Annotated in this window: 14 protein-coding genes; 4 read left to right on the top strand and 10 right to left on the bottom strand. The window is 55.6% G+C overall.

Annotation, left to right across the window (positions count from 1 at the left end; genetic code table 11):
• Positions 1-191 precede the first annotated feature (191 nt).
• From K1718_RS10540 to K1718_RS10525, 4 genes are all read right to left on the bottom strand, one after another.
• Positions 192-1712: an ABC transporter permease gene (locus tag K1718_RS10540; RefSeq protein ID WP_265684370.1), complete on the bottom strand. Its 1521-nt coding sequence runs from the start codon at positions 1710-1712 to the stop codon at positions 192-194.
• A 10-nt stretch (positions 1713-1722) separates the two neighbouring features.
• Positions 1723-2772: a quaternary amine ABC transporter ATP-binding protein gene (locus K1718_RS10535; RefSeq protein ID WP_265684369.1), complete on the bottom strand. Its 1050-nt coding sequence runs from the start codon at positions 2770-2772 to the stop codon at positions 1723-1725.
• Between the two features lie 73 nt (positions 2773-2845).
• Positions 2846-3817 carry an ABC transporter substrate-binding protein gene (locus tag K1718_RS10530; protein WP_152500879.1) on the bottom strand — a complete coding sequence of 324 codons (972 nt, stop codon included), beginning with the start codon at positions 3815-3817 and terminating at the stop codon, positions 2846-2848.
• Between the two features lie 33 nt (positions 3818-3850).
• On the bottom strand, positions 3851-6178 hold the full coding sequence (locus K1718_RS10525) for a DUF1989 domain-containing protein (protein ID WP_265684368.1): 2328 nt from the start codon (positions 6176-6178) through the stop codon (positions 3851-3853).
• A gap of 108 nt (positions 6179-6286) precedes the next feature.
• Between K1718_RS10525 and K1718_RS10520 the strand changes: the two genes are divergently transcribed.
• The 4 genes from K1718_RS10520 to K1718_RS10505 all read left to right on the top strand — a co-directional run bounded on the left by K1718_RS10520 (position 6287) and on the right by K1718_RS10505 (position 10982).
• Positions 6287-7300, top strand: a complete 1014-nt coding sequence (locus K1718_RS10520; RefSeq protein WP_265684367.1) for a LacI family DNA-binding transcriptional regulator — start codon at positions 6287-6289, stop codon at positions 7298-7300.
• 344 nt (positions 7301-7644) lie between these two features.
• Positions 7645-8838: a GlxA family transcriptional regulator gene (locus tag K1718_RS10515; protein WP_265684366.1), complete on the top strand. Its 1194-nt coding sequence runs from the start codon at positions 7645-7647 to the stop codon at positions 8836-8838.
• A gap of 279 nt (positions 8839-9117) precedes the next feature.
• Positions 9118-10035: an MBL fold metallo-hydrolase gene (locus K1718_RS10510; protein ID WP_265684365.1), complete on the top strand. Its 918-nt coding sequence runs from the start codon at positions 9118-9120 to the stop codon at positions 10033-10035.
• Positions 10032-10982 (top strand): MBL fold metallo-hydrolase, encoded by a 951-nt coding sequence (locus tag K1718_RS10505; protein WP_265684364.1) that lies wholly within the window; start codon positions 10032-10034, stop codon positions 10980-10982. Before K1718_RS10510 ends, K1718_RS10505 begins: the two co-directional genes overlap by 4 nt.
• A 9-nt stretch (positions 10983-10991) precedes the next feature.
• On the opposite strand, the gene hemA is transcribed toward K1718_RS10505, so the two are convergent.
• The 6 genes from hemA to soxC all read right to left on the bottom strand — a co-directional run bounded on the left by hemA (position 10992) and on the right by soxC (position 17277).
• Positions 10992-12206: a 5-aminolevulinate synthase gene (gene hemA / locus K1718_RS10500; protein WP_265684363.1), complete on the bottom strand. Its 1215-nt coding sequence runs from the start codon at positions 12204-12206 to the stop codon at positions 10992-10994.
• Complete coding sequence (locus K1718_RS10495) at positions 12206-12640, bottom strand: DUF302 domain-containing protein (RefSeq protein WP_265684362.1); 435 nt, start codon at positions 12638-12640, stop codon at positions 12206-12208. The genes hemA and K1718_RS10495 overlap by 1 nt, the downstream gene beginning before the upstream one ends.
• A gap of 93 nt (positions 12641-12733) precedes the next feature.
• Entirely contained in the window at positions 12734-13993 is a 1260-nt protein-coding gene (locus K1718_RS10490) for an NAD(P)/FAD-dependent oxidoreductase (RefSeq protein WP_265684361.1), read from the bottom strand.
• 22 nt (positions 13994-14015) lie between these two features.
• The gene (locus tag K1718_RS10485) at positions 14016-14720 is read right to left on the bottom strand and encodes a c-type cytochrome (protein WP_265684360.1); all 705 of its coding nucleotides are present in this window, start codon (positions 14718-14720) and stop codon (positions 14016-14018) included.
• Between the two features lie 6 nt (positions 14721-14726).
• Positions 14727-16022 (bottom strand): c-type cytochrome, encoded by a 1296-nt coding sequence (locus K1718_RS10480; RefSeq protein WP_265684359.1) that lies wholly within the window; start codon positions 16020-16022, stop codon positions 14727-14729.
• Entirely contained in the window at positions 16006-17277 is a 1272-nt protein-coding gene (soxC, locus tag K1718_RS10475) for a sulfite dehydrogenase (protein ID WP_152500870.1), read from the bottom strand. Before soxC ends, K1718_RS10480 begins: the two co-directional genes overlap by 17 nt.
• Between the last annotated feature and the right edge of the window lie 12 nt (positions 17278-17289).

Here is a 17289-nt window from a genome sequence, read left to right as displayed (position 1 = left end):
GTTTGCTCTTTGCCTTGCTTACTCTTCTTGGGGCGGCCCGAGGCACATTCGCAGACATGCATAGAGACGCTTCCGGAAACAGTGTCCAGCAAGCGATCGATTGGGGCTGTCGGCTTCTCAAAAAAGTTCAGCGAGCGAGATGGCCCGCTCGCTGAAATCTTGTTGGCGCCCTTTCGCGCTTCTGCACCGGCCTAGTGCCGCCCGCCAACCACGATACGGTCGAGGATGAGCGCGCAGAACAGGATCGCAAGCCCGGCGAGGATACCCTGCCCTGCGGCTGCATATTGCAGAGCTTCCAGGACATCCTCGCCAAGGCCTTTGGCACCGATCAGCGATGCCACGACGACCATTGCAAGCGAGAGGAGGATTGTCTGATTCACACCTGCCATGATCGTTCTGCGCGCCAGCGGCAGGTCAACACGCCAAAGCAGGTAGCGCGGGGTCGCACCAAAAGCGAGTGCAGCTTCACGCACCGTTTCAGGCACCTGCTGAAGCCCGAGAACCGTAAACCGGATAACAGGCGGGCTCCCGAAGATCATCGTGGCAACAACACCTGCCGGCTTGCCTGAGCCGATAAAGGCCACGACCGGGATCAGATATACAAAGGACGGCATGGACTGCATGAAATCCAGGATCGGGCGTATGACACCGAAAACCCTGGGCCTGCGCGCACAATAGATGCCGAGCGGAATGCCAAGACTGATCGATATCAGGGCTGCCGCGCCGAGAAGCGCGATCGTGGTCATGGCCTTTTCCCAGAAATCGAGCAGCCCGAGATAGGCAAGGGCAGCACCCGTAAAGATTGCGACCCGTGGCCCCGCCGACAGATACGCCAGCATGATGATGACCAAGGCAACAACCGGCCAAGGCGTACCGACAAGAACGACCTCAATACCGTCGAGCAGCGTGCGCATGCCAAAGGTCAAACTGTCGAAAAAGCCCCTTCCAACGGTTTTGGTCCAATCAAACACCGCCTGCACACCATCACCAACACCCAATCGCCAATTGCGATCTGTCGGGAAAGTGGCAAGGGCTGCGATGGCGTCCGGCTGTGCAAACCTGATCACCGACAACACGACGACGGCAATGGTCAGTCCAGTGGCAACCGCAAGCCTCTGTGCAGACCAGCCGCTCGCAACGCTCTGATCCGACCGCCACCGCGTGAATTGCTCTTCCAGCGTCCAGTTTGCCAGAGACGCGCTCAGGAACTTGATCCCGATCAGTACAAGGAGACCGAAAGCAAGATAAACCAAACCGCTGGAGTCGGCGGCAGCTGCTGCCGCCTGTGCGTCCGCCAAAGCCGTCTCCAGAGAACTGGCGGCCCGTTTGAGGCTCTCAAGTGAAGAAGCCCCTGACTTTTCAGCGGCCGCAATTTGCTGCTGCCGCAACTCCAACGTCTGCGCAATCTGTGCAGCCCGCTCTCTAAGTGACCCACCCAGATCTCCGAACAGACCGAGACCGATTTGAATGTATGCAAAGGTCTCCAGAACCAAAAAACCCAGGAACCACGACCAAAGGCCGCGAGCTCCGAACCAGATAGGGCCCAGCAATCCGGCTGCAAAATTCAAGGTGAAACAATAACCCGGCGCCTTCATCATCACGGCAAAGGTGCGCTGGTAATAGTCCTGCCCGGTGCCAACGAATGTGGCAATCAACGTGTTCAGCCTGTCAACGGTTTCAGGCTTGATATCATTTTCATCGACAACGCTCATGATATGCCCCTCATGCCTGACTGCTTTGGATTGCGCGCAGAAGCTCCGTCTGGTCGATGACCCCAAGATCCTGTCCGTTTTCCTTGACCCGGACCACTCCGGCTCCTTCGGTGCAGATCGAAATCAGGTCGTTCAAGTCCATGTCCGGATGCGCCGTACCGGCACCCTCCGGTATCGGACCGTTTTTGGCCTCGAACTCGGCGACTGGTTTCATGACCGCGTGGGCAAAAATCATGTTGAGTTTGGAGATGCCGGCAACAAAGTCAGCGACGTAGTCGTCAGCCGGATTGAGAATGATATCTTCCGGCGTACCTATCTGGACAATCTGACCGTCCTTCATGATGGCAATCCTGTTGCCAATGCGAATGGCCTCATCAAGGTCGTGGGTGATGAACATGGTCGTTTTGTTCAGCTTCGCACTCAGCTCCATGAACTGATCCTGCAATTGCTTGCGAATGAGAGGATCAAGCGCTGAAAAGGGCTCATCCATCAAGAGAATGTCAGGATCGGAGGCAATGGCACGTGCCAGCCCGACACGCTGCTGCATGCCACCCGATAATTCATGCGCGTACTTGTCCTCCCAGCCGCTCAAATCGACCAGGTCCAGAACCCTGTCAGCCTCTTCCCAGCGCCGTGCTTTGCCGGTGCCACGAATTTCCAGAGGCATGGCAACATTGTCACGCACGGTTCGGTGGGGCATCAGCCCGAAATTCTGAAACACCATGGCGACCCTGTGATTTCGCAACCGGCGAAGTTCAACAGGGTTCATCTCAACAACGTCCTGGCCGTTGACCAGGATGTGACCGGCAGTGGGCTCCAGCAGACGATTGACGTGGCGCACCAAGGTCGACTTGCCGGATCCGGACAACCCCATGATACAAAAGAGTTCACCCCGGTTAATCTGGAAGGTCGCATCAGCGACACCGACCACACAGTCATACTTTTCAAGAACTTCAGCTTTGGAAAGGCCCTCGGCATGAATGGCGCGCAGAGCTTCCTCTGCCCGACCCCCAAACACTTTCCACACAGACCTTGCATCGATTGCGATATCGTCAGACACACCTGTCTCCTTTTTCCAAAAAGGAGGCGCAGCCCCGGCGCGAAGCGGCACCGGGGCGTGACCTGGGAGAGTGTTAGTTCAGGCCGAGCCAGCCATCGACAACTTCACCATTCCCATCGATCCAGGCTGCAACGACATCATCGATCTCACCACCCTTGACCACGACTTCATAGGTCAGTTGCGACAGGTGATCCGCATCCATGCTGATATTGGCAAGGAACTGTGCCGCCGCCGGGTTTCTGTCCTCGAGGGACTTTGAATAGGCAACCTTGACGGTCTTGACGAGATCGCCGGTCGTGATCTTCGACTTGTTGTACCAGTCGGCATCCTGGTCGGGCTGAATGATCGTGAACTGCTCCGGATCATGTTCAGGTTCTTCAAGCATGGTGACGTCATAAAGTGCGTGCACATAGTGTGGTTTGTAGCAATAGAAGACGACACCTTTCTTCTGATCGACGGCGTCTTTCAGGCGAGCATAAAAGACAGTTTCGTCTTCGGTTGTCGGCGCGAGGAATGTCTCAATACCATAGTCCCGCACCTTGACCTTGTGCACGTTGGTCGACGCCCAACCAGAAGCACCCACCCAGATTTCGCCGGTTCCGTCGCCGTCACCGTCAAACAATCCCTGTGCGTCAGGTGTGGCAAGATCAAACACGGATTTGATGTTGTGCTCTTCCGCCATGTAGGTCGGTGTGCAGAACCCGGTTTTGCCGGAATAGCTGCCGGCAGACAGAGCAACTGTGCCCTTCTGGTCGACATATTCGTCTGTAAACGAAGACTGGTTCGGCAACCAGACGTCGGGGTGAACGTCGATATCACCACGACCGCCATCCATCGCAGCAAAAATAACCGCATTGGCGCCCGGTGCATAACCGACCTCACCACCAAGCCGTTTTTCGATGACCTGGCCGATCAGGTTGGCCATGATTTTGGCCCCAGGCCAGCTGGGTTCACCCACCATGACTTTGTCTTGTGAAAAGGCACCGGACGTGCCGAGACCCATGATCAGTGTGGCCGCTAATAAAGATTTCGTTCCGTATTTCATTTTTCGTTCCTCTGGTAGGTTTTGTGTACGCTCTCAGGCGCGTGCCCGCTTTCGTTGCGGGTCTATGAAGGGGATGTCGGAAACCGCAGCGCCGAGACGTTTCATGCGTCCGTCAAGCTGCCCGATTTCAAGGTTTGTTCCGGTTTCTGCGTGTTCAACAGCAATCCGAGCCATCGCGATCGCTCGCTCCAGCGAGGGTGATCGCGTGGCTGAAGTCACAACACCGACCTGCCGCTCGCCGGCATAAACAGGAGCTCCGTGTGCCGGCACGTCGTCGCTGTCGATCAGGAGACCCTTCAGCACCCGGCGCGGTTCACGGGCATTTCTTTCAAGTGCGTCTTTGCCGGTGAAGTCTTCTTTCTTGAGGTCCACCGCAAAGCCCAAGCCGGCTTCATAGGCATCGACACCCGGTGCAAACTCGGCATTGCGGGCTGCAAGCCCGGCTTCGATCCGAATAATCTCGAGCGCTGCGGTTCCCATCGGAGTTACGCCGAACTCTTCACCTGCAGCCATGACGGCGTCCCAGATTGCAATCGCATCGGACTTGGCACAGAAGATTTCGTAACCGAGTTCGCCGGTGTATCCAGTGCGTGACAGCAGGAACGGCGCACCTTCACGGTCGTTCAACCGGGCAACGGTCAGACCGAACCATTTCATTTGGTCCAGCGAAGGCACATGCGGCTGTGTGAATACGATCTTTTGCAACAAATCGCGTGACTTTGGGCCTTGCAGTGCAAGATTGGGCAAGGCGTCGCGATTGTCCTGAATGCGCACATGCAGTTCCCTCTCCCGCGCCAACGCTTCAAGAGTGCGGGCACTTTCCTCCGATCCACAGCACCAGCGGAACAGTTCCGGGCCGAGTCGCAGCAGTGTTCCGTCATCGATAACGGTTCCGCTGCCATCACACATCAAGGTGTAATAGGCCCGCCAAACCGCGAGTTTCTCAACATTGCGCGTGGTGGCAAGCTGCATCAGCTTTGCAGCATCCGGTCCGATGATGTCGTACTTGCGCAAACCGCTCATGTCCTGAACGGTGACCGCTTCCCGGCAGGCCCAGTATTCGCCGAGTGTGCCATAGGAGGGAAAACTGACAGGAGCCCAGAGATTTCTTGCAGGTGCAAATTGCTGCGTCAGACTCGTCAACCGCTCATGGAACGCGGAGTTCTGACTGATTGTCATCGGAGCATCTTCCTTTTCGCGATAGGCCACAGCCCTACGGACCGGTTGATCGGGCCGATAAATACGCACGTGAATGTCAGTCGGGTTCCACCCGTTGATAGGGTCAATGTCATCCGGACAGGCAGTAGACACGCAGACCATGTCGGCCATCGCCTTCATGGCGACATAGTCGCCAGGCCGCGAATGCGACTCTTCCGTCTGGATGGTGTGATGGTGCGGGTCGACCCAGGTGTTCCAGAAGAAATTGATGGCTGGCCATGCTGACCTGCGTCCAACCCCATACCGCGCAAGCGCATTTGACATATTGTCCGAGCAGTTCACGTGTCCTGGAAAGCCACGCTCCTCGTAGCCGCGCGCTGTGCAGGCAAGACCAAATGTATCGTGACGCCCACACGTATCCTGAACCACATTCAGCATGGGGCGCATTTCACGATCGTAGAATTTATCAAACAGTCCCGGCTCAGGATAGGAGCGCCTCACCATCGAGCGTGTCGCGGTGCTGTCGATCATCCACTCCTGACCGCTTTGAAGCCCATCGGAGCGGAACGCCATAAAATCCGAGCACTGCTGCCCTTCTATGTCGATGATCTGAACGATCTCGCCTTCTCGCAATTCATAGGCAACACCTGTTCCCCTTTGAACAGTGAATTCCTCTCGCATGTCGCCAAGTGGAAGGGGCAACGGTCGCCCTGATGGAGCCGCAGGCGCGTGGCTGACAGACAGGACTCCTCCGGCCGTGCCATTGATCAGGTCATTTGTGTTTGCAGGTCTCACCAACCAGACGTCTGCAGTCTTCTCCGCTTTCAAGACTATTGGCTCGACAGATGCCTTTAGCAGATGGGCACCAAAGGAAAGTCGCTCTCCACCCCCTTTTGATGCGACCCAGCCGCAAAATTCAGCGCTGTCAAAACTTTGAGTATCGAGCTCGGAGGTAGCAGCGAGCCCAAGTGCAGGAAGCGCCTCGCCGCCGTCGCCTGAAAAGGCGACAATCTGAAGTTCACCGACACCAGCAATGCCATCAACGGACAGGAGATCACCGGGAAGCATCTTCAAATGCACGGCCTCGCGTGGAGACAGCGCATAAGTTCTGATCTGCGTCGGTTTCCTGAAGCCGGGAAACTTTCTCCCCGGCGTTTCATGACCGACGTTGTTGAACGCGTAAAGTACTGCCTGGCTGCGCATATTGAGCATTTCCGCCATATGTAACTAGTTACATAGCTTGTTAAGACCCGTTACATATGTCAAGTCTCTCTTGTTGCAGAATTTCAATTCGGGCAGTTTTGGAGGCGCATGGACAATCCCAAATACCGCAAACGCGCCAATCTCAGGGACGTTGCCAAACTGGCAAATGTTTCTGTCGCGACTGTTTCCCGTGTCCTGAATACTCCGGACAGTGTTGCCGAAAACACCAAGGCGGTGGTCAATGCAGCAATCGCCGAACTCAGATTTGTCCCGAGTGCAGCTGCACGCGCCATCAACTCGGGCCGCTCTCGGGTCGTCGGCGCATTGGTCCCGACCCTGGACCATGCGATCTTCGCGCGATATCTGGCGGCCCTGGAACAGAAACTATCCGAATATCGACTGTCGCTTGTTGTGGCCACGACCAACGGCGATGCCTCCGTTGAGGCGCAAAAGGCGCAAACGCTGGTGGACATCGGCGCGGAAGGACTGATTGTCTCGGGCATCACGCATGAACCCGAACTGTTTGAACTTATCGAACGCTGCCAGTTGCCGGCTGTGGCGACATCCTATTTCGATCCGGACTTCCTTCTTCCCACAATTGGCTATGATAATGCCGGTGCCGGCCGGATCGCCCTTGAATATCTTCTGTCGCTCGGCCACTCGGCAATCGCGGTCGTTCACGGTTCTCTCAACAGCAACGACCGCACACTTGCACGTCTCAAAGGTCTTGAAGGACACGACACCGCGCGCCTGAGCTTCTTCGAGGCGGACCTGTCCATTGAGGACGGCTGCGCAGCAACAAACAAGATCCTTTCCCGTGACGACGGGCCGACGGCGATCCTGTGTCTCTCAGATGTGCTTGCGACCGGCGTTCTGTATGAACTGAAGCGTCACAAAGTTGCCGTTCCGGACGATATCTCGGTCATCGGGATCGACGATCTGCCCGGATCTGCGCACACGTTCCCTGCCCTCACGACGGTTCATCTTCCTGTCGTCCGTATGGGCCATGCGACCGCAACTGCTATTTCAGAATGGATCGAACACGGAAAAAGGCCGTCCGAACGGCTTTTCGAGACTGATCTGGTGGTCCGGGAATCCACCCGCGCCAGAACTGGAATCTAGCCATGGCGGATTGTGGTTCTATGCGCATGTTTGCATCTGTGCCATGGTCAGAAAATCGACCGTTTCAGGCACAAACGAGATCAAATTGCTGAGAGCAATCAAATGCGAAATGAAAAATCGGTTGATTTTTTCATCTTCTCACGTGAAATTATTGGAGAAAATTTCACAAGCAGGTCTTCGTGTTGAAAGTCCGATGTCGTTGAAACCGCAGAAATGCGCCCAGTCGGTTGTTAGAACGCGTAAGATGACGAAAGAGAATAGCGAGCCGCCTGGCACAAGCTGGACCCATTTGGCTCTGTCAGCGGAGAGAACCGCTCCGCGCAAAGAACGACTGGTGTCATGAGATGAATGAAGCCTTTCTGAATCCGATCCACAGCCACGAAATCGAATTGAGAGAAGGTGATGGTGCCCAGACGCGGGTGTCCTTGCGAGAAAGCTGTTCGCTGACAAAGAGCTCCCAGGGAAGGTCCACCAAGGACGAGTTCGATGCAAAAACTGAAAAGCAGCATCGAAAGATCGGGTTTCTGCTCGTCGATGGTTATGCGTTGATGTCCGTCGCCTCGGCGACCGAACCTCTTAGGGCAGCTAATCTTCTTAGTGGCTCAGATCTTTTCAGCGTTACCTACTATTCGCACAATGCCGGCAAGGCGCGCGCAACTTGCGGCGCTTACTTTGAAACCGAGCCGCTTGGGATTCTGACAAATCAGGTGGACCTGCTTCTTGTCGTCGCCGGCAGCAATCTGGGTGATGCCGAAAACGCCAGTCTTTTTGCCCAGCTGCGCAAGCTTGCAGCACATGGTGTTGATCTGGGCGGCATCTCCGGGGGCGGAGCTCTATTGGCAAAAGCCGGACTGATGAATGACCGGCGGTTCACGGTTCATTGGGAACATTTCGAAGAACTCAATGCCCTCTCCGATGCTTATTTTCTTGAACAGCGTTTGTTTGTGATCGACCGCAACAGGTACACCTGTGCAGGTGGCGTTGCTTCCTTGGACATGATGCTGGCGCTCGTGAAATCGGAACAAGGCGCAGAGCTTGCCGGCAAGGTCAGCGACTGGCTTGTACACAGCGGTATGCGTGGTCAGGACGAACCGCTCCGATCCAGATATCTGGGCAGTAACACAGGCGTCAACAGCTGCGTCACGGCTGCCGTCGAGCTGATGGAAAGCCATGTCACCGATCTTCTGACGCTTGATCAAATGGCCATGCTGGCGGGTGTCAGTTCTCGGAAACTGCAACGCAATTTCAAGTCGGATCTCGGGATCGGCGTGATGCGCTATTACATGGATATCCGTCTTCACAAGGCTGACGAATTGCTGCGCAAGACCAGGATGGCAGTTGCACAGGTTGCCTTTTCAACCGGCTTTGTCGACCAAGCCCACTTTGCCCGCGTCTACAGGGAAAAATACGGCCTTTCCCCTCGGGAACGTCGGAAGAAAACCCAGATTTCAAGATCAGACGAACGTTCATTGGCGAATGGCGGTCTTTCGGCTGCCGGTTCGTTTTCAAAGATCGAGCTCAGCCCTGAACTGACCTAACGGCACCTTTGGAGAGAGTGTCCTTGCGGCAAATCTGCGGCATCAAACAAAGGTCCGCAGAAACTTTCCCGAATGCCCCCTTCGGCCTCACGCCAATTTCAGGCTTGACCTTTTCTGAGGTCAAATTCTGCACTGCGTCTCACAGAATTGCATGACTTTGCCTGGCCGGATCAGAGCCTGCCGTTGAGGACATCTTTGGCTTTCTCAACGTCATTTGAGCTTGTGCAAGCATCATATTTCATACATATTCAAATATAAGAATTTAATTAGAGGTTTTGTATGATGCCCCTATCCCGTCGCGCCTTCCTGTCAGGTTGCGCCGCATTGCCCGTGTCCCTTCAGTTTGAACGGTTGGCAAAGGCCGAACTCTCCATCGGAAACGGAGTTTTGACGACGGTAAGCGACGGGCATCTGACGCTTCCGGGCAGTTTTGTCTTCGAGCCTATGCCCTGGGACGAACTCGCGCCGCTTTTGAAAGAGGCCGGTATTTCCGAAGCGACATTGAAACCGGATTGCAACGTTTCGCTCTACCGGGATGAAGACAAAACAGTCTTGTTCGATGTTGGCTCGGGCCCTGATTTCCAACCTTCGGCAGGCAAGCTTCTGGAAGGTTTGGAGCTGGCTGGAATTGCGCCGGAAGATGTCACACATGTCGTTTTCACGCACGCCCATCCAGATCATATCTGGGGGCTGCTCGATGAATTCGATGATCCTCTGTTTTATGAGGCAACCTACATGATCAGCCGCGCAGAATGGGACTATTGGTGGAACCCTGAAACAGTCAACACGATTGGAGAAGCACGAGCTGCGATGGCCGTCGGCGCAAAACGCCGGTTCGAAGCCATTGAGGACTCAGTCGAATTCTTTGATGGAGACCAGGAAGTCCTGCCCGGCATCCAGGCTGTTTCGACACCTGGCCACACACCTGGGCATATGAGTTTCGAGGTCCGCAGCGGTTCTGAAGCTGCGCTGATCGTCGGAGACGCTATCGGCAACCACCATGTTGCATTCATGAAGCCGGAATGGCCGAGTGGTTCTGACCAGGACGCAGAAGTCGCAGCCTCAACCCGTATCGCATTGTTGGACCGCATTATTGCCGACGATTTGAAACTGGCAGGCTTTCATCTGCCATCTGGCGGGATCGGGCGTGTTGAACGCGCTGCTGGCGGCTATCGTTTTCTTCCGGAGGCCATATGATGCGTTGTGTCGGACTGCTCCTTTCCGCCAGCCTTGCCTTTTCAGCGCATGCCAGCGAAGACATTCCAGATCAATATCCGGGATCAGCGCTCTATTCAAAGCCGGTCGAAGTGATACCTCATGTCTGGTCGGCCATTGGCGCGACAGCTCCGCCAACTTACGAAAACTCCGGTCACAACAACAACTTGAGCTTCATCGTTACCGGAGATGGCGTGATCGTCATCAACGGCGGTGCAGCTTACATTCTTGCCAAAGCTCTCCACCGGGAAATCAACGTCGTGACCGACCAGCCGGTTAAGCTTGTCATTGATGAAAACGGCCAGGGGCATGCAATGCTCGGCAACTCCTATTGGGCAGAGCAAGGGGTTCCCATTCTTGCGCATGTCGACACAGCCCATGAAATCGAGGAACGCGGCAACCAGATCCTCGAGGGCATGAAAAGATACAACCGGGACAAGGCAGAAGGAACGTTTGTCGCTCCGCCAACCGAAACATTTGAAGACAAACGCGTCATCGAAATGGGTAATTTCCGCATCGAGGTTCTTCATCTGGGTCCGGCACACGGACCTGGTGACACGCAAGTCTGGCTGCCGGAACAAAGCCTTGTTATCGCGGGCGACATGGCGTTTCACGAGCGCATGCTGCCGATTTTTGAAGACACAATTGTCGCGGACTGGATTGAGACCTGGGAAAACGGATTTGAAGCACTGAATGCAACATATGTCATCCCGGGCCACGGCCACCCGACAAATATGGCTCAGGTTCGCCGCTACACCCGTGACTACCTGCTCTATCTGCGCAGCAAGATCGGAGACCATCTTGAAGACGGTGGTGACCTGGCCGACGCCTACTATGTGGACCAGTCGCCCTACGCGCACCTGGACACATTTGAAGAACTTGCGACAAAAAACGCCGGCCGCGTCTATGAGCAGATGGAGTTTGAATAGTCTGGCCGCCTAAGCAGCGACCGGACGGCGGGCCAGCTCGCATCGTGTCCACAACGCTTCTAGCGCCGAGACGAGGTGATCAATATCCGAAGCGGTGTGAACGGGCGACGGCGTGATGCGCAGCCGTTCGGTGCCTTTGGGCACGGTCGGATAATTGATCGGCTGAATGTAGATCCTGTGATCTTTCATCAACACGTCGGAAATCAGCTTGCACTTGACCGGGTCGCTTACCATCACCGGGATAATATGGCTCGGATTGTCGAGGTGAGGCAGCCCTATGGCATCGAAACGGCGTCTCACCTGAGCCACATTGGCTTGTTGATGAAGACGCTCGACATTGCTGTTCTTCAGATGTCTCATCGAAGCCGTCGCGCCGGCTGCGACTGCAGGCGGTAATGCGGTAGTGAAAATGAACCCACTGGAGAAAGAGCGCACAAAATCACAGAGCTCCGCTGAAGCCGATATGTAGCCACCGACAACACCAAAAGCCTTGCCAAGCGTTCCTTCAATCACTGTCAGGCGGTCCATAAGCCCTTCCCGCTCAGCGATCCCACCGCCGCGTGGGCCATAGAGACCAACCGCGTGCACTTCATCAAGATAAGTCATGGCGCCATATCGGTCCGCCAGATCGCAAATTGCTGCAATCGGCGCAATATCGCCATCCATTGAATAAACGCTTTCGAACGCGATGAGCTTTGGTTGTTCAACAGGCAGCTCCGCAAGCCTGGCTTCCAGATCAACCAGATCATTGTGTTTCCAGATGACCTTCCGGGCGCGGCTGTGACGGATACCTTCGATCATGGACGCGTGATTCAAAGCGTCGGACAAAACCACGCAATCGGGAATACGAGACGCCAGTGTTCCAAGTGCCGACCAGTTTGCCACATAACCGGACGTGAACAGCAGTGCGGCTTCCTTGCCGTGAAGATCTGCAATTTCGGCTTCCAGCAACGCATGGTCATGCGTATTGCCGGATATGTTTCGGGTTCCGCCCGCACCTGCACCGCATCTGTCGAGTGCATTGTGCATCGCGCTCAGCACTGCTGGATGCTGGCCCATGCCCAGATAGTCATTCGAGCACCAGATGGTGACCTCACCAGGGCCATTGTGGCAGGTCGCGCTTGGGAACCTGCCGCAATGGCGTTCAAGCTCGGCAAAGGCACGATAGTTGCCTGCCTCGCGGAGCGAATTCAGCTCGGATCGGAAAAAAGCGCCGTAATCCATCAGTTGCCAACAGCCTCTGCAACGATCTGCTGCATCAGGTTCTCCACGGCCTGCATGGACCCGTCCGGATAATCCTTGTGCCCGATCATCACACCTTCATCGGTCTCCATGACAAAGATCCCATAAGGACAATGCGTGATGTTCATCGGATCCTTTTCCATGACCTGTCGTGAAATCACGGCAGAGCAGAACAGGAAGATGTCTGCATTCTTGAAGATCGTCGCATCGCTGCCGACATCCGATCCGGTCCGGTTGAGCATTGCCCCGACATGACTGACATAGTCGATGACCAGCCCTTGTCCCACGATCGCGCTTTCGACCGCAAAGGTCGCATCCTCAAAAGAACCGTCGAACGGATAGGTAAAGGGTTTTTCGGCCAAGGCAGCGGTGCTGAGTGCAAGGCCGAGCGTTGCAGCGAGAACGACAGTTTTCATAGCTTGATCCTCTTTCGGGTTGGGCAGGCTTTGCCTGGAGCAGTGTCCCGGGGCAGTCGTTGCAACGACGGTCCGGGACACCAAGCTTTCGGCCTACCCGAGCATGTCTGTGGTGATACCCGAGTACCAGCCCTCAGACTCCTCGTAGGTTGCCTTGCGCAGATCTGCGCTTTCACCGGTCTGGGAGATAAACCCGTCGACCTTGGCTATTTTTTCCGGTGTCGCTTCGTAAGTGGCACCGACCTTGACCCCATCGTTGGGAGCAATGAGAGACCAGCAGGTGTTGGAGAATTTCGCCGGGAAGACCTTGGAACCAGTCAGTGCCCCGCGCACGGCGTTTGCACACACCTTTGCCTGCGAGTTTGCCGAGAAGCCGGATTTCGGCATGTCACCCTGACTTGACGCATCTCCGAGCACGTAAATGTCGGCATCCGCTTTTGTCGACATGTCCGCCGCGTTTACCGGGGCCCAGTTGCCATCCGTTACGCCTGCCAGTTCGGCAATGCGACCGGCCTTCATGGCCGGGATCACATTGCAGACATCGACCTTGGTTTCCTCACCATCAATCGTGACCGTCATCGCATCGGGATCGACCGAGACGTTTCCGCCGCCAAAGTCTTCACCGATCCAATCGACCATTCCTTCATAGTGGTTGGCCCAACCTTCCTGGAACAGCGCCATCTTGGAAAACTTCGGCTTTGGATCCGCAACGATGATCTTCGCGGTTGGATTGTTCTGTTTCAGGAAGTGAGCCACCATCGAGACACGCTCATAGGGTCCAGGTGGACAACGAAAAGGATTGGGTGGTGCCACCATTGCAAACGTGCCACCTGCGGGCATTGCCATCAATTGCGCCTTCAAAAGCTCGGACTGTGAACCGGCCTTATAAGCGTGCGGCATCGCGTTTTGCGCGCTGAGGCCCCAACCCTCAACTGCGCCTTCGACAAAGTCGATCCCCGGGCTGAGGATAAGCTTGTCATAGGGTACGGTGCCGCCGCCGGCCAGGCTTACGGTTTTTGCATCCCGGTCAACGCCAACAGCCCAGTCATGCACCACGTTCACACCGCCGGCAGCGAGCCCGCCATAAGTGTGCCCGATGTCTTCAATTTCCTTGAAGCCACCAAGATAAAGGTTTGAAAAGAAACACGTATAGTATTTCCGCGTCGGCTCGATCAAGGTGACATCAATTTCACCCTTGCTGTCCTTGGCAAGGTAACGCGCCGCTGTCGCACCACCGGCGCCACCGCCAACAACCACCACCCGCGGTTTCCCTTGTGCCCTAACAATGGGCGCGGATAGGGTCGCGGCCACTGCAGCCGTTGTGCCTATGAATTGCCGTCTGTTCAGTGTCATTTTATCCTCCCTAAATGCACTGTCATTGCTCGAGCGCTGAAAAATAGGCCGCCAGCGCCGCTATCTCCTCCGCGTTCAGGCGTCCTGCCATCATCTGCATCACCGGATGTGCGCGCGTCTTGTTCTTGTAGGCATGCATCGCAAGCACAAAGTCTTCTTCCGGCCACAGGACAATGGATGGAATGCCGTCATCTCCGCCATCGGCCTGGTGGCAGGTCGTACATTCGCTGCTGAGATATTCGCCATATTCCGGATCGCCTTTGAGCGCGAGAATGGCGGGGTCAAGGTCATGATCAGTCGGGCTCGCCGTCGGATCCGCCTCCGGAATGTTGGCTGGGCTGTCTGAATACGCCCGAAGGTAAGCAATCAGGTTCAGCCGGTCTTCTGCCTTCTTGAGGCCCGCGAAGCTCATACGTGTGCCGCTTGCAAGCTTGCGTGGGCTTTCCAGGAACGCATCCAGTGTATCGGCGTGCCATTCCAGCCCGCCGGTACCGGCGCGTACCAGGGCCTTGGAATATCGAAAGTCTTCGTGACTGGCAGCTCTGCGACCGAAGAGACCGTTCAGATGCGGTCCAATGCGGTGTTTTGCGCCTTCACCCAGCTGATGACAGCTCTTGCACTTTCTAAATACTTTTTCGCCCGCTGCGGGATCACCGAAATCATCGGCAATTGCCGTTGTACAGAACGCGGCAAGTGCAATTGCTGAAAGGAGATGAGCGAGGCGCATCTTGCTCTACTCTCCGAACGACTTCAGATAAGCGGTGATCGCGGCAAGGTCGTCTTCCTTCTTCAAGCCTGAGAAGGCCATTTTCGTGCCTTTCATGTAGGACCTCGGCTTTGCCAGAAATTCTACCAACGCTGCTTCATCCCAGACCCGGCCTTCACCGTGTGCAGCGACAAACACCTTGGAATACTTGAACCCCTCCACTGAGCCCATCTGGCGGCCGAACAAACCGTTCAGTTGAGGGCCAGACTTGTTTTTCGCGCCCTCACCAACAGCGTGGCAGGCTTTGCATTTCTTGAAGACCTTCTCACCCGAAGCAAAAAGGGCCGGATCGATGGCCGTTGAAGAGGCCGCGGCAACTTCTGTGTCTCTCTCCGCGGCTTCCGGCGCAGCGGTAGTGGCAACAAATGTCGGCGTATCCTGCGCGGTGGCATCATTCATGACCGACTCGCCACCATCTTCTGGTGTCACATCAAGGAACGTCGCGCGCATGGTGATTTCAACGCTTGGCTTGCAGTTTTCCATGCAAGGCTCAGCGCGCCACTTCGTGTATTCAAGCTCCGGTCGGTCATCGACCACAAAGCCATCCTTGTTATACATTTCAAAGTCGGCGAAGTTTTCGTGACTGAGTTCGAAGTCGTCGTCCACAAGGTCGTTGGAATAAAGAATGTAGGCGACAATCGCATAGGTCTCGTCTGCTGTGAGTGTCTGCGCTTCGCCGAATGGCATGGACCTGTGAACATAGTCCCATACTGTCGATAGATATGGCCAATAGGACCCGACTGTCTTTACCGGATCCTTGTCTGCCAGCGTGTCAAAACCGCCTGCCAGAACTGGCCAGTTGTCCACCCCTTCAGCAAAATCGCCGTGGCATGAAGCGCATTTGTCGGCGAAAACTTCTTCGCCTGTATAGGCGTCACCGCGCCCTTCGGGCAGACCGCGGCCATCAGGCAGGACATCGACATCCCATGCTGCGATTTCTTCGGAAACAGCTTCGCGTCCAAGACCGAATTTGCCATCGGTGCGCGGTGCATATTCCGTCAGGTTTTCACCACTCGCCACCCGTTCATTTGCAGACGCCTGGATTTCTTCAATCTTTGCTCTGAGCTCTGTGACGACCTGCGCTTCTTCCGAGGCGCGTTTGCTTGCGTCCTCAGCCTGCAACGACACCTGTTCAACACGCCGTTCCAAAGATTCAATCTGGTTCTGTCCGTAGTCCAGGTTCGCAACCAAAAGCGCGGCTGAGATGGCAAGCGCCGTGCCGCCAGCAATCGGTAGAACAAGCTGATTAAGAGACTTCGACATTCTCGACGACCCCATTTTCATCTACGAACCAGGTTTGGATACAATTGTTGTGATAGACAGAGTTTTCGCCGCGCATTTCCCGCAGCTGCTGTTTGGTCGGCTGGACATATCCCGTTTCGTCCATCGCACGCGACTGCAGCAGCATCGCGTTGCCGTCCCATTCGGTATCCAGATAAAAGCGTGTCAAAGCCTTGGTATCGCCCTGTTTTCCGAGACGCGCAGTTTCCCAGGTGATGCCGCCGTCCCTTGACACGTCAACGCGCGTAATCTTTCCGTGGCCGGACCATGCCAGGCCGGAAATGACCATGGGGCCTTTGGAGTGGTTGATCGGCATTTGCGGACTGGGCGACGTGATCACCGATTTTGCATCCATGACCCAGGTCCATTTGCGCGCGGTCCCGTCTTCGTAAACGTCGGTGTATTTCGAGGTTTCCTCGCGGCTTTCCACTGCGGCATCGGACACTTCGATGCGGCGCAGCCACTTCACCCACATGTTGCCTTCCCAACCGGGAACAACGAGACGCACCGGATATCCGTGCTCCATACGCAAAGCTTCGCCATTGGCCTTGAAGGCAACAAGAACATCGTCGAGCGCCTTCTCCATCGGGATGGAACGGCCATTGGACGAAGCGTCAGCACCTTCCACATAGACCCATTTGTCTTTCAGGTCTCCGGCGGCACTGAGCCCGGCTTCGTTCAAGAGCGTGCGCAACGGAACACCGGTGTATTCCATGTTGTGGATCATGCCGTGGGTGAACTGCGCCCCGTTGAGTTGAGCGCCTGCCCACTCCATGCCGGTGTTGGCGGCGCACTCACAAAAGTAGACGTGGTTTTCTCTGGGAAAGCGTTCCAGATCCGAATAGGTGAAGATCAGTGGCTTGTCGACCAGACCATTGATCATCAACCTGTAGTCTTCCTTTCGCAGTTCAATGGCCCCGGAATGGTGCCGCTCAAAGGCGCAGCCCTGTGGGGTAATGGTGCCATCAAGTGCATGGATCGGCGTGAAGTTGATTGACGAAATCGGCGAGGCAGTCAGCCATTCGACATTCCTGCGAACCACATCTTTTTCAAAACTGATCGGAAGACCATAAGGCGTTTCATCGACGCCAACTCCAGTGATCGATGCCCAGTCCTGAACGTCGGTAATCAACGGATCTGCACTATTGGCACTTGCAGCGCCAGCTACAGACGCCCCCGCAATCGCGACACTTCCTTTCAGGAAATTTCTGCGGGATGTTTCTTTTTTGATGCCCATAAAAGGCCTCCC

The sequence above is a fragment of the Roseibium porphyridii genome, from assembly GCF_026191725.2.
In the GTDB taxonomy this organism is placed as follows: Bacteria; Pseudomonadota; Alphaproteobacteria; order Rhizobiales; family Stappiaceae; genus Roseibium; species Roseibium porphyridii.
The sequence above is the reverse complement of the archived record's forward strand: the minus strand, read 5'-3'. Positions and strand labels throughout refer to the sequence as shown.

Bases quoted from the DNA above. Each gene is read 5' to 3' on its own strand.
- K1718_RS10540 (WP_265684370.1), bottom strand. From the start codon at position 1,712: ATGAGCGTTGTCGATGAAAATGATATCAAGCCTGAAACCGTTGACAGG.
- K1718_RS10530 (WP_152500879.1), bottom strand. From the start codon at position 3,817: ATGAAATACGGAACGAAATCTTTATTAGCGGCCACACTGATCATGGGT.
- K1718_RS10525 (WP_265684368.1), bottom strand. From the start codon at position 6,178: ATGCGCAGCCAGGCAGTACTTTACGCGTTCAACAACGTCGGTCATGAA.
- K1718_RS10520 (WP_265684367.1), top strand. From the start codon at position 6,287: ATGGACAATCCCAAATACCGCAAACGCGCCAATCTCAGGGACGTTGCC.
- K1718_RS10515 (WP_265684366.1), top strand. From the start codon at position 7,645: ATGAATGAAGCCTTTCTGAATCCGATCCACAGCCACGAAATCGAATTG.
- K1718_RS10510 (WP_265684365.1), top strand. From the start codon at position 9,118: ATGATGCCCCTATCCCGTCGCGCCTTCCTGTCAGGTTGCGCCGCATTG.
- K1718_RS10505 (WP_265684364.1), top strand. From the start codon at position 10,032: ATGATGCGTTGTGTCGGACTGCTCCTTTCCGCCAGCCTTGCCTTTTCA.
- hemA (WP_265684363.1), bottom strand. From the start codon at position 12,206: ATGGATTACGGCGCTTTTTTCCGATCCGAGCTGAATTCGCTCCGCGAG.
- K1718_RS10495 (WP_265684362.1), bottom strand. From the start codon at position 12,640: ATGAAAACTGTCGTTCTCGCTGCAACGCTCGGCCTTGCACTCAGCACC.
- K1718_RS10490 (WP_265684361.1), bottom strand. From the start codon at position 13,993: ATGACACTGAACAGACGGCAATTCATAGGCACAACGGCTGCAGTGGCC.
- K1718_RS10485 (WP_265684360.1), bottom strand. From the start codon at position 14,720: ATGCGCCTCGCTCATCTCCTTTCAGCAATTGCACTTGCCGCGTTCTGT.
- K1718_RS10480 (WP_265684359.1), bottom strand. From the start codon at position 16,022: ATGTCGAAGTCTCTTAATCAGCTTGTTCTACCGATTGCTGGCGGCACG.
- soxC (WP_152500870.1), bottom strand. From the start codon at position 17,277: ATGGGCATCAAAAAAGAAACATCCCGCAGAAATTTCCTGAAAGGAAGT.